The organism is Sanguibacter sp. HDW7 (genome assembly GCF_011300875.1).
Lineage (GTDB): Bacteria > Actinomycetota > Actinomycetes > Actinomycetales > Cellulomonadaceae > Flavimobilis.
The window spans coordinates 1,448,450-1,460,931 of sequence record NZ_CP049862.1; the positions used below are offsets into that span (position 1 = coordinate 1,448,450).

General features: G+C 66.4%; 5 protein-coding genes and 3 rRNA genes. All 8 read left to right on the plus strand.

The genetic code is table 11. The annotated features are described in order from the left end of the window. The first annotated feature begins 10 nt into the window (after nt 1-10). The 8 genes from G7063_RS06775 (at nt 11) to G7063_RS06810 (ending at nt 12,407) form a co-directional block, all read left to right on the plus strand. Nucleotides 11-589, plus strand: a complete 579-nt coding sequence (locus G7063_RS06775) for a uridine kinase (protein ID WP_166413717.1) — start codon at nt 11-13, stop codon at nt 587-589. Next, nucleotides 586-1,299 carry a DNA-3-methyladenine glycosylase gene (locus tag G7063_RS06780; protein ID WP_370520738.1) on the plus strand — a complete coding sequence of 238 codons (714 nt, stop codon included), beginning with the start codon at nt 586-588 and terminating at the stop codon, nt 1,297-1,299. The genes G7063_RS06775 and G7063_RS06780 overlap by 4 nt, the downstream gene beginning before the upstream one ends. 2 nt (nt 1,300-1,301) lie before the next feature. Then, nucleotides 1,302-2,564: a tyrosine--tRNA ligase gene (gene tyrS, locus G7063_RS06785; protein WP_166413718.1), complete on the plus strand. Its 1,263-nt coding sequence runs from the start codon at nt 1,302-1,304 to the stop codon at nt 2,562-2,564. Nucleotides 2,565-3,291: 727 nt separating this feature from the next. Beyond that, nucleotides 3,292-4,812: ribosomal RNA gene (locus G7063_RS06790) — 16S ribosomal RNA — on the plus strand. Between the two features lie 419 nt (nt 4,813-5,231). Next, a 23S ribosomal RNA gene (locus G7063_RS06795) occupies nt 5,232-8,335 on the plus strand. A 71-nt stretch (nt 8,336-8,406) separates the two neighbouring features. Further along, a 5S ribosomal RNA gene (gene rrf, locus G7063_RS06800) occupies nt 8,407-8,523 on the plus strand. Together the 16S, 23S and 5S rRNA genes form the textbook arrangement of a ribosomal RNA operon. A 504-nt stretch (nt 8,524-9,027) precedes the next feature. Beyond that, nucleotides 9,028-11,379 carry a tetratricopeptide repeat protein gene (locus tag G7063_RS06805; protein ID WP_166413719.1) on the plus strand — a complete coding sequence of 784 codons (2,352 nt, stop codon included), beginning with the start codon at nt 9,028-9,030 and terminating at the stop codon, nt 11,377-11,379. Further along, nucleotides 11,376-12,407, plus strand: a complete 1,032-nt coding sequence (locus tag G7063_RS06810) for an HAD-IIA family hydrolase (protein ID WP_166413720.1) — start codon at nt 11,376-11,378, stop codon at nt 12,405-12,407. The genes G7063_RS06805 and G7063_RS06810 overlap by 4 nt, the downstream gene beginning before the upstream one ends. Nucleotides 12,408-12,482 lie beyond the last annotated feature (75 nt).

The following is a 12,482-nucleotide window of genomic DNA, read 5'->3' on the forward strand; positions in this document are numbered from 1 at the left end:
AGGAGGAGCCATGCCTGTCCCGCACGACGTCGTCACCCGCCTTGCCGCCGCGATCGAGGCCGCGCCCGCGGGCCTCGCCGCGATGCGACTCGTGTGCGTCGACGGCCCGGCGGGTTCGGGCAAGACGACGCTCGCGGCGGCGCTCGCGCCGCACCTCGGCGCGCAGGTCCTCCACATGGACGACCTCTACGAGGGCTGGACGGGCCTCGAGCAGGGGCCAGAGCGGTTGCGCGAGTGGGTGCTCGAGCCGCTCGTGCAGGGCACGCCGGGTCGCTACCGGCGCTACGACTGGGGGCTGGGCCGTTACGTCGAGCGGCACACGGTGCCGCTCGGGGACTTCCTCGTCGTCGAGGGCGTGGGTTCGGCGAGCCTGCTCGCGGAGCCGTTCGCGCCGTTCGTCGTGTGGGTCGAGGCGCCTGACGACGTCCGCCTCGCGCGGGGCATCGCGCGGGACGGTGAGGCGATGGCGGAGGAGTGGCGACGCTGGATGGTCGCCGAGGCCGAGCACCACCGGGTGAACCGGACGCGCGAGCGTGCGGACGTCGTGCTCGACGGTGAGGGAAACGTCGTGGAGCCGGGGGCGCCGTGAGCGTGCCGGGCCCAGGCGGTTTCGTCGTCCCGGACCGCACGCTGCTCGCGTGTCGCGCGACCGAGGCGGTGCCGCTCCTGCTGGGCGCGCTGCTCGTCGCAGTGTCGGCCGAGGGGACTGTCGCGGTGCGGATCACGGAGGTCGAGGCGTACCAGGGCGTCGAGGACCCGGGCTCGCACGCGTTCCGCGGCCGGTCACGCCGCAACGCGGTGATGTTCGGCCCGCCGGGGCGCCTGTACGCCTACCGGCACCTGGGCCTGCACACGTGCGTCAACGTCGTGTGCGGTCCGGACGGCGAGGCGGCGGCTGTCCTGCTGCGGGCGGGCGAGGTCGTCGTCGGCGCGGATCTCGCGCGACGTCGCCGCACCGCGCGCGGCACGGCGCGGGCGGACGTCGACCTGGCGCGCGGTCCTGCGCGCCTCACGGTCGCGCTGGGCCTGGGGCCGGAGGCCGACGGCGCTGACGTGCTCGACCCCGCCGGCCGCATCGCGTTGCGGGTCCCTGCTGTGCCGGTCGACCCGTCGACGGTGCGGTCGGGACCGCGCGTCGGGGTGTCGGGGGAGGGCGGTGACGCCGGTCTGTTCCCGTGGCGCTTCTGGCTCGACGGTGAGCCGACGGTGTCCGCGTACAGGCGTGCGGCTCCGCGGCGTCGCGCAGGTGGGGCACAATCGACGGGTGCGCCGAGCGGCGCCCGAGATCTGAAGGAGTAGACGTGACCGACGTTCTTGACGAGCTCCAGTGGCGCGGGCTCATCGCCCAGTCCACGGACATCGACGCCTTGCGCAAGGCTCTCGAGGACGGCACCGTCACGTATTACTGCGGCTTCGACCCGACGGCGCCGAGCCTTCACCACGGTCACCTCGTCCAGCTCGTCCTGCTGCGTCACCTCCAGCTCGCGGGGCACCGTCCCATCGCGCTCGTGGGTGGCGCGACTGGCCTCATCGGTGACCCGCGCATGTCGGGGGAGCGCGTCCTCAACGACCGCGCGACGGTAGCCGAGTGGGTCGAGCGGCTGCGGGCGCAGATCGAGCGCTTCCTGTCGTTCGAGGGCGACAACGCCGCGCTCATGGTCAACAACCTCGACTGGCACGGCGGCCTCTCGGCGCTCGACTTCCTGCGGGACGTCGGCAAGCACTACCGCCTGGGCACGATGCTCGCGAAGGACACGGTTGCGCGCCGGCTGGCGTCGGACGAGGGCATCTCGTTCACGGAGTTCAGCTACCAGATCCTCCAGGGCATGGACTTCCTCGAGCTCAACCGTCGTCACGGCGTGACGCTGCAGACGGGTGGCAACGACCAGTGGGGCAACCTGCTCTCGGGCGTCGAGCTCGCGCGCAAGTCGGACGGGCTGGCGCTGCACGCGCTGACGACGCCGCTCATCACGAAGGCGGACGGCACGAAGTTCGGCAAGTCCGAGGGCGGCGCCGTGTGGCTCGCGCCGGACATGATGACGCCGTACGCGTTCTACCAGTTCTGGCTCAACGCGGCCGACGAGGACGTCGTGGGCTGGCTGCGGACGTTCACGTTCCGTACGCGGGAGCAGATCGCCGAGCTCGAGACCGCGGTCGCGGAGCGGCCGGCGGCGCGTGAGGCGCAGCGGGCGCTCGCGCTCGACGTGACGACGCTCGTCCACGGCGAGCGTGCTGCGCACCAGGCGATCGCAGCCTCGCAGGCGCTGTTCGGCCGTGGTGAGCTCGCGGAGCTCGACGACGACACTGTCGCAGCGGCGGTCTCGGGACTGCCGTCGGCGCCGGCGCGTGTCGGTGACGCGGTGGTCGACGTCCTCGCGGCGACGGGTGTTGTTGCCGGTCGCTCGGCCGCACGTCGTGCGATCGCCGAGGGCGGGGTCTACGTCAGCAACGTCAAGGTGATGTCGGAGGACGCGATCCTCACGGCGGACGACGTGCTCGCGGGCCGCTTCGTGCTGCTGCGCCGGGGCAAGAAGACGCTCGTTGTCGCGGAGATCGCTGACTGACGGACGAGGGTTCCGCACCTGGTCGGCACGGGCCGCCGCTCACCTCACGGGTGGGCGGCGGCCCGTCGCACATGACGGGTGGGATCGCGACGGGAGGTGGGAGCACATTCCTGTCGGACGTCTCCCGACGACTCCGCGCGTCTCCCGGGCACCGGAACGGGGTGCCGTCGCGGTCTGGCCGGAGCGAGAGTCGCGGAATCGCGAGGCTCAGCGGCACGTGTCCGCGGTCACACCCTGCGGGTTTGCCATCGCGGCACGCACTCGCCTAGAGTATTCCGAGTCAGCCCGCGAGGGTGGATGCGACACGCAGGGCCTCCGGGCCGGCGGACGCTCCCCGGAGGCGACACCCCCCCACAAGGCTCGGACAGCATTGTTGTCCCCTCGCGAGGGATCCGGTCTCGGAGCAGCAGTTCGGCAGGAATCGCAAGATCCCGCCGATTTGCACAGCGAGAAAAGGTCGGATAAGTTTGAACGGTTGCCTCCGAGCAGGACCCGCAAGGGAAGAGCAGAGGATGCGCGTCTGTTCCTTGAGAACTCAACAGTGTGCTTGATAGTCAATGCCAAATAACTCTCGTGCGAGAGGGATGCCGGCCGCTACATGGCGACCCGGTGCCTGATCGTTGAGATTCCTTTGGAATGGACCGACATGAGTCGGTCATTGCCAGTTTATTTGAACCTTCGGGTTCGCTTCGTATGGTTGTTAGTCCTTCGGGGCTGGCGCTAGACATTTACGGAGAGTTTGATCCTGGCTCAGGACGAACGCTGGCGGCGTGCTTAACACATGCAAGTCGAACGGTGACGGTGGAGCTTGCTCCGCCTGATCAGTGGCGAACGGGTGAGTAACACGTGAGTAACCTGCCCCTCACTTCGGGATAACCTCGGGAAATCGTGGCTAATACCGGATACGAGACCTGGCTGCATGGCCGGGTCTGGAAAGATCTATCGGTGGGGGATGGACTCGCGGCCTATCAGCTTGTTGGTGAGGTAACGGCTCACCAAGGCGACGACGGGTAGCCGGCCTGAGAGGGCGACCGGCCACACTGGGACTGAGATACGGCCCAGACTCCTACGGGAGGCAGCAGTGGGGAATATTGCACAATGGGCGAAAGCCTGATGCAGCGACGCCGCGTGAGGGATGAAGGCCTTCGGGTTGTAAACCTCTTTCAGCAGGGAAGAAGCGAAAGTGACGGTACCTGCAGAAGAAGCGCCGGCTAACTACGTGCCAGCAGCCGCGGTAATACGTAGGGCGCAAGCGTTGTCCGGAATTATTGGGCGTAAAGAGCTCGTAGGCGGTTTGTCGCGTCTGGTGTGAAAACCCAAGGCTCAACCTTGGGCTTGCATCGGGTACGGGCAGACTAGAGTGCGGTAGGGGTGACTGGAATTCCTGGTGTAGCGGTGGAATGCGCAGATATCAGGAGGAACACCGATGGCGAAGGCAGGTCACTGGGCCGCAACTGACGCTGAGGAGCGAAAGCATGGGTAGCGAACAGGATTAGATACCCTGGTAGTCCATGCCGTAAACGTTGGGCACTAGGTGTGGGGCTCATTCCACGAGTTCCGTGCCGCAGCAAACGCATTAAGTGCCCCGCCTGGGGAGTACGGCCGCAAGGCTAAAACTCAAAGGAATTGACGGGGGCCCGCACAAGCGGCGGAGCATGCGGATTAATTCGATGCAACGCGAAGAACCTTACCAAGGCTTGACATACACCGGAATCATGCAGAGATGTGTGCGTCTTCGGACTGGTGTACAGGTGGTGCATGGTTGTCGTCAGCTCGTGTCGTGAGATGTTGGGTTAAGTCCCGCAACGAGCGCAACCCTCGTCCTATGTTGCCAGCGCGTTATGGCGGGGACTCATAGGAGACTGCCGGGGTCAACTCGGAGGAAGGTGGGGATGACGTCAAATCATCATGCCCCTTATGTCTTGGGCTTCACGCATGCTACAATGGCCGGTACAGAGGGCTGCGAAACCGCGAGGTGGAGCGAATCCCAAAAAGCCGGTCTCAGTTCGGATTGGGGTCTGCAACTCGACCCCATGAAGTCGGAGTCGCTAGTAATCGCAGATCAGCAACGCTGCGGTGAATACGTTCCCGGGCCTTGTACACACCGCCCGTCAAGTCACGAAAGTCGGTAACACCCGAAGCCGGTGGCCCAACCCTTGGGAGGGAGCCGTCGAAGGTGGGATTGGCGATTGGGACTAAGTCGTAACAAGGTAGCCGTACCGGAAGGTGCGGCTGGATCACCTCCTTTCTAAGGAGCCACAACCCGCCCAGCCCTTGGCTGGTGATCGGGTCAGTGCCACGCTCGAGCCGTACGTGCTCGAGGTGGACGCTCATGGGTGGAACATTGACTCTCGCCTCCCCGCATAGGGGGTGGGCGCTGCTAGTACGCTCCAGCTTCGGTTGGGGAAGGAACGCGGTGGTCACCTCGGTGGGGTGGATCAGGCACGCTGTTGGGTCCTGAGGGAACAGGCCCACACCCTTTCGGGGTGTGTGGAGGTACCTCTCGGACCGCGCCGGCCGGCGAACCCCAGCCCTACTCCTTGTGAGTTCGGGCTGGAGGCGCCGGGCATGGGTGCGCGGGGCCGGTGGTTGCTTGAGAACTGCACAGTGGACGCGAGCATCTTTGTAATTCAAAGATCTTTATCTTTGGTATCTGCAATAGCTGTTGTTCAAGTTTCTAAGAGCACATGGTGGATGCCTTGGCACTAGGAGCCGATGAAGGACGTCGTAGCCTGCGATAAGCCTCGGGGAGTTGGCAAACGAACCGTGATCCGAGGATGTCCGAATGGGGAAACCCACCTGGAGTCATGTCCAGGTACCCTCACCTGAATATATAGGGTGAGCGGAGGGAACGCCGGGAAGTGAAACATCTCAGTACCGGCAGGAAGAGATATTCCGTGAGTAGTGGCGAGCGAAAGCGGATGAGGCCAAACCGTACGCGTGTCAAAGCCGGCAGGCGTTGCGCGTACGGGGTTGTGGGACCCTTCAGGACCAGCTGCCGCTGGTCCAGGGAGTCAGAAAGTCGCGTCATAGTCGAAGGATCTGGAGAGGTCCGGCACAGAGGGTGAGACCCCCGTAGACGAAATGGCGTGACCTCCCGAGGGTGTTCCCAAGTAGCACGGGGCCCGAGAAATCCCGTGTGAATCCGTCGAGACCACTCGATAAGCCTAAATACTACCTAGTGACCGATAGCGGACCAGTACCGTGAGGGAAAGGTGAAAAGTACCCCGGGAGGGGAGTGAAATAGTACCTGAAACCGTGTGCTTACAAACCGTGGGAGCCTCCCTAGCAGGGGTGACCGCGTGCCTTTTGAAGAATGAGCCTGCGAGTTAGTGCTCAGTGGCGAGGTTAACCCGTGTGGGGAAGCCGTAGCGAAAGCGAGTCCGAATAGGGCGATCATAGTCGCTGGGTCTAGACCCGAAGCGGAGTGATCTACCCATGGCCAGGTTGAAGCGCGGGTAAGACCGCGTGGAGGACCGAACCCACCTAGGTTGAAAACTGGGGGGATGAGCTGTGGGTAGGGGTGAAAGGCCAATCAAACTCCGTGATAGCTGGTTCTCCCCGAAATGCATTTAGGTGCAGCGTCACGCGTTCCTTGCCGGAGGTAGAGCTACTGGATGGCCGATGGGCCTCACCAGGTTACTGACGTCAGCCAAACTCCGAATGCCGGTAAGCCAGAGCGTGGCAGTGAGACTGCGGGGGATAAGCTCCGTAGTCGAGAGGGAAACAGCCCAGACCACCAGCTAAGGCCCCTAAGCGTGTGCTAAGTGGGAAAGGATGTGGAGTTGCACAGACAACCAGGAGGTTGGCTTAGAAGCAGCCACCCTTGAAAGAGTGCGTAATAGCTCACTGGTCAAGTGATTCCGCGCCGACAATGTAGCGGGGCTCAAGTACACCGCCGAAGCTGTGGCATTCACACTTTCGCTAGGCCTTCGTGGTCCAGGCGTGTGGATGGGTAGGGGAGCGTCGTGTGGGCATTGAAGCTGCGGGGTAACCCAGTGGTGGAGCCTACACGAGTGAGAATGCAGGCATGAGTAGCGAATGACGGGTGAGAATCCCGTCCGCCGAATGACCAAGGGTTCCAGGGCCAGGTTCATCCTCCCTGGGTTAGTCGGGACCTAAGGCGAGGCCGACAGGCGTAGTCGATGGACAACGGGTTGATATTCCCGTACCGGCGAAGAGCCGCCCAGATCGAATCCGGTGATGCTAAGCGCCCGAGCCGGCACCATGTTCCCTTCGGGGGACCGGTGCTCCGGTGAGGCCGCGAACCGATCCGGTAGTAGGTCAGCGCGAGGGGTGACGCAGGAAGGTAGTCGAAGCACGGCGATGGTAGACCGTGTCCAAGGCTGTAGGGCGAACGGTAGGCAAATCCGCCGTTCATGTGCCTGAGAGCTGACGGGGACCGTTAAGGGAAGTCGATGATCCTATGCTGCCTAGAAAAACCTCGGCGCGAGGCTCCAGCCGCCCGTACCCTAAACCGACTCAGGTGGTCAGGTAGAGAATACTAAGGCGACGAGAGAATCGTGGTTAAGGAACTCGGCAAAATGCCCCCGTAACTTCGGGAGAAGGGGGGCCTGAGGCGTGAACCTGCTTGCCAGGGGAGCGTTTGAGGGCCGCAGAGACCAGGGGGAAGCGACTGTTTACTAAAAACACAGGTCCGTGCGAAGTCGCAAGACGATGTATACGGACTGACGCCTGCCCGGTGCTGGAAGGTTAAGAGGACCGGTTAGCTCTCTTGAGCGAAGCTGAGAATTTAAGCCCCAGTAAACGGCGGTGGTAACTATAACCATCCTAAGGTAGCGAAATTCCTTGTCGGGTAAGTTCCGACCTGCACGAATGGCGTAACGACTTCCCCGCTGTCTCAACCGCGAACTCGGCGAAATTGCAGTACGAGTAAAGATGCTCGTTACGCGCAGCAGGACGGAAAGACCCCGGGACCTTTACTATAGCTTGGTATTGGTGTTCGGTGCGGCTTGTGTAGGATAGGTGGGAGACTGTGAAGCCGGCACGCCAGTGTCGGTGGAGTCATCGTTGAAATACCACTCTGGTCGCTCTGGATACCTAACCTCGGTCCGTGATCCGGATCAGGGACAGTGCCTGGTGGGTAGTTTAACTGGGGCGGTTGCCTCCTAAAATGTAACGGAGGCGCTCAAAGGTTCCCTCAGCCTGGTTGGCAATCAGGTGTCGAGTGCAAGTGCACAAGGGAGCTTGACTGTGAGACTGACAGGTCGAGCAGGGACGAAAGTCGGAACTAGTGATCCGGCGGTGGCTTGTGGAAGCGCCGTCGCTCAACGGATAAAAGGTACCCCGGGGATAACAGGCTGATCTTGCCCAAGAGTCCATATCGACGGCATGGTTTGGCACCTCGATGTCGGCTCGTCGCATCCTGGGGCTGGAGTAGGTCCCAAGGGTTGGGCTGTTCGCCCATTAAAGCGGTACGCGAGCTGGGTTTAGAACGTCGTGAGACAGTTCGGTCCCTATCCGCTGCGCGCGTTGGAAATTTGAGAAGACCTGTCCCTAGTACGAGAGGACCGGGACGGACTAACCTCTGGTGTGCCAGTTGTTCCGCCAGGAGCACGGCTGGTTGGCTACGTTGGGAAGGGATAACCGCTGAAAGCATCTAAGCGGGAAGCCTGCTTCGAGATGAGATTTCCGTGCCCCTTTGAGGGTGAGAGGCTCCCAGTAGACCACTGGGTGGATAGGCCGGATGTGGAAGCGAGGACGAAAGACTCGTGGAGCTGACCGGTACTAATAGCCGATGACTTGATACAACAGTTTTTATGCTACGCGTCCACTGTGCGGTTCCCGGGTCATCACCGGTGTGTTGATAACCCCATAGAGTTTCGGCAGTCATAGCGTGAGGGAAACGCCCGGTCCCATTCCGAACCCGGAAGCTAAGCCTCATAGCGCCGATGGTACTGCCCTGGTGACGGGGTGGGAGAGTAGGACGCTGCCGGACATTCATTCGCGAAGGCCCACCCCGTTTCGGGGTGGGCCTTCTGCGTTTCCCGACCGTTCGCCCGCGCGTGCAGGTCGCGGGGATCCATGGTCCTTGAGCGGTGCCCAGTGACCCCGGCGACCGAGCGGGCCCTGTGGCCCTGTGGCCGGTGACCGGGCGCCGACCGCGACGTGTGCGCCGGCGCGCCCACTCCGTCCACAGCGTCCGAGCGTTGCTCGCCTGCACGGTCAGCGACGGACTGACGCATCCCGGCCATTCGATGGGTGGAGCGCGTCCTTTCATCGAGGGCATGGACCGGCGGACGCCGGTGCTCGTGGTTCGAGTACGGCTCGACCTGTGGGAGCGGGGGGCGGCGTGCACCGCACCTAGGGAGCGGGGGCGGCGTGCACCGCCGTCGGCCGTGCGCTGGCCGTCGTGACGCGCGTGACTGTGCTGAGCGCCCCAGGTGTGGTGGCGTGATGAGACAATGCATTGATAACAACATCGTGGAAGGAAGCGACCAACGTGAACGATCAGCAGGCTGGCGGCGACCGTCAGGATCGACGCCCCGAGCGCGGCGACCGCAGCTACCGCGGAGGCCGTGAGCAGGCAGGCCGTGAGGATCGGTCCGGAGCTCGCGGTGGTGACCGCCGCGAGGGTGGCTTCCGTGGGAACCGTGAGGGTGGCGAGCGTCGCTACGGCGACCGCCCCGCCTACGGCCAGCGTGATGGTGACCGTCGTGAAGGCGGCTTCCGCGGCGGTCGCGACGGTGAGCGTCGTGAAGGTGGCTTCCAGGGCAGCCGCGACGGTGGCTTCCGCGGTTACCGCGACGGGGGCTCCCGCGACGACGCTCCTCGTGAGGGCGGCTTCCGCGGCAACCGAGAGGGTGGAGAGCGTCGCTACGGCGACCGCCCCGCCTACGGCCAGCGCGACGGTGGCCGTCGCGAAGGTGGCTTCCAGGGCAACCGCGACGGTGGCTTCCGTGGCGGTCGCGACGGAGCTTCCCGCGACGGCGCACCGCGTTCGGGTGGCTTCCAGGGCAACCGTGAGGGTGGCGAGCGCCGCGAGGGCGGTTTCCAGGGCAACCGCGAGGGCGGTTTCCGTGGGAACCGCGAAGGTGGTGAGCGTCGCTACGGCGACCGCCCCGCCTACGGCCAGCGCGACGACCGTCGCGAGGGCGGCTTCCGCGGTGCTCGCGACGGTGCACCGCGTGACGGGGCTCCTCGTGACGGTGCTTCTCGTGAGGGGGGCTTCCGCGGCAATCGTGAGGGCGGTGAGCGTCGCTACGGCGACCGACCCGCCTACGGCCAGCACGACGGCGAGCGTCGTGAAGGTGGCTTCCAGGGCAGCCGCGACGGTGGCTTCCGGGGCACCCGCGACGGCGCCCCTCGTGAGGGCGGTTTCCGTGGCAACCGAGAGGGTGGTGAGCGTCGCTACGGCGACCGCCCCGCCTACGGCCAGCGCGACGGTGACCGTCGTGAAGGTGGCTTCCAGGGCAGCCGCGACAGCGGCTTCCGCGGTGGCCGCGACGGAGCTCCCCGAGACGGCGCACCGCGTTCGGGTGGCTTCCAGGGCAACCGTGAGGGTGGCGAGCGCCGTGAGGGTGGCTTCCGTGGGAACCGTGAGGGTGGTGAGCGTCGCTACGGCGACCGCCCCGCCTACGGCCAGCGCGACGGTGGTCCTCGCGAGGGTGGCTTCCGTGGTGGCCGTGAGGGTGGCTCCCGTGACGGCGGCCCCCGCGAGGGTGGCTTCCGCGGTGGCCGCGACGGTGGTGAGCGCCGCTTCGGCGAACGCCCGTCGCACGGCCAGCGTGACGACCGTCGTGAGGGCGGCTTCCGCGGCGACCAGGCACGTGGAGATCGGGCGCACGGCCCGGCCCGTGACACGTCGGACCGGCACGAGGTGCGCCGTGACACGCCCCGCGACACCATGCGCGACGACCGCCGCGAGGTTCCCGCGGGTCCCGAGATCCCCGAGGACGTGACGATCGGCGAGCTCGACCGTGAGGCGCGGGCCAACCTGCGCTCGCTCTCGAAGCAGAACGCGGAGACCGTCGGCCGCCACCTCGTCATGGTCGCGCGCCTCTTCGACATCGACCCCGAGCTTGCCTACGAGCACGCTGTCGCTGCGGTCGCACGCGGTGGTCGCGTCGACATCGTTCGGGAGACCGCGGGTCTCGCCGCGTACCGCACCGAGCGCTACGCCGAGGCGCTGCGCGAGCTGCGCACCGTGCGTCGGCTCAACGGCTCGTCCGAGCACCTGCCCGTCATGGCGGACTGCGAGCGCGGGCTCGGGCGTCCCGAGCGTGCGATCGCGCTCGCGCAGACGCCCGAGGCCGAGACGCTCGACACCGAGGGACGCGTCGAGCTCGCGATCGTCGTCGCCGGTGCCCGCATGGACCTCGGCGAGACCGACGCCGCGCTCGTGACGCTCGCTGACATCGATCTCACCGGCGTCGCGCGCGTCCAGCAGGTGCGCGTGCTGCAGGCCCGCGCCGACATCCTCGAGTCCGTAGGACGCGACGAGGAGGCCGCCGCCACGCTCGAGGGCGTCACGCCGGCCGAGCTTGCCGCCGCGATCGGCGAGATCGAGCTCGACGAGGACGTCGTCGTCCTCGACCTCGACGACCTCGAGCCGGAGGAGGACGAGGACGCGGACGCGGAGGATGCGTCTGCCGACCTCACCCCTGACGATGATGAGGTTGACGTCGCCGACGAGGCCGTTGAGGCAGGCGACGACATCGACGCCGTGGACGACGGCGCCGAGGCGGACACGCTCAGCACGGACGACGACGCCACGGACGACGACGCCGACGCGGACGAGTCCGGCGCCATCGGCGACGAGCCCGAGGCGACCGACGACGAGGAGCGCGCGTGAGCGCGGGTCTCATCGGGTCCGCCGCACCTCTTGCCGAGGCCTTCGACCTCGCGCTCGTCGATCTCGACGGAGTCGCCTACCGCGGCCCGCTGCCTATCGACCACGCGGCGCCGAGCCTCACGGGCGCGCGCGCCCGAGGCATGCGGCTCGTCTTCGTGACGAACAACGCGTCGCGCGAGCCCGAGGACGTCGCCGGCCAGCTCACGGGCCTCGACATCCCGACGTCGCCCGACGAGGTCATGACGGCCGCGCAGGCGGCCGCCCAGGTCCTCGCGGGCCGGCTCGAGCGTGGCTCGAAGGTCCTCGTCGTCGGCGGGGCCGGCCTGCGCACCGCGGTGCGCGACGTCGGCATGACGATCGTCGCGTCGGCCGACGACGCGCCCGACGCGGTCGTCCAGGGCTTCGCGCCCGACCTCGCGTGGAAGGACCTCGCCGAGGCCGCCTACGCGGTGGGCAAGGGCGCGTGGTTCGTCGCGTCGAACCGTGACCTCTCGCTGCCGACGGCGCGCGGCTACGCTCCCGGCAACGGGGCGCTCGTCGGCGCGGTCGTCGCGGCGACGGGATTCGAGCCCGACTCCGCAGGCAAGCCGTCACCGCGCATGTACGAGCTGGCAGTCGAGCGTGCCGGGGGAGCCCGACCGCTCGTCGTCGGCGACCGCCTCGACACGGACCTCGCCGGTGCCCGCTCCGGCGGGTACGTCGGGCTCCACGTCCTCACCGGCGTGAGCACGGCGCGCGACGACATCCTCGCTGAGCCGCACCTGCGGCCCCACCTTCTCGGCGAGGACCTGCGCGCGCTGCTCGTCGCCCACCCCGAGCCCGTCGTCCGCGACGGCTGGTGGACGAGCCGCGGCATCGCCGCACGGGTCGAGGCCGGCCGGCTCGAGCTCGACGACACGCGCGGTGACGCCGACGCGGAGCCCGTCGACCTCGTGCGTGCGGCCTGCGCGGCTGCATGGGAGTCGGCCGACGCGGGCGCCCCGCTCGACCCGTCCGTCGTGCCCGACCTTCCCGTCGGCAGCCACTGAGCAGCACCAGGACGGCCCTGTTCCCACAGCGACCTGTGGGAACAGGGCCGTCCTGCACGTCGTCCGCTAGCGTGG

What these genes read in the sequence shown, in the direction of transcription:
- G7063_RS06775 (WP_166413717.1), top strand. Translation starts at nt 11, where the DNA reads ATGCCTGTCCCGCACGACGTCGTCACCCGCCTTGCCGCCGCGATCGAG.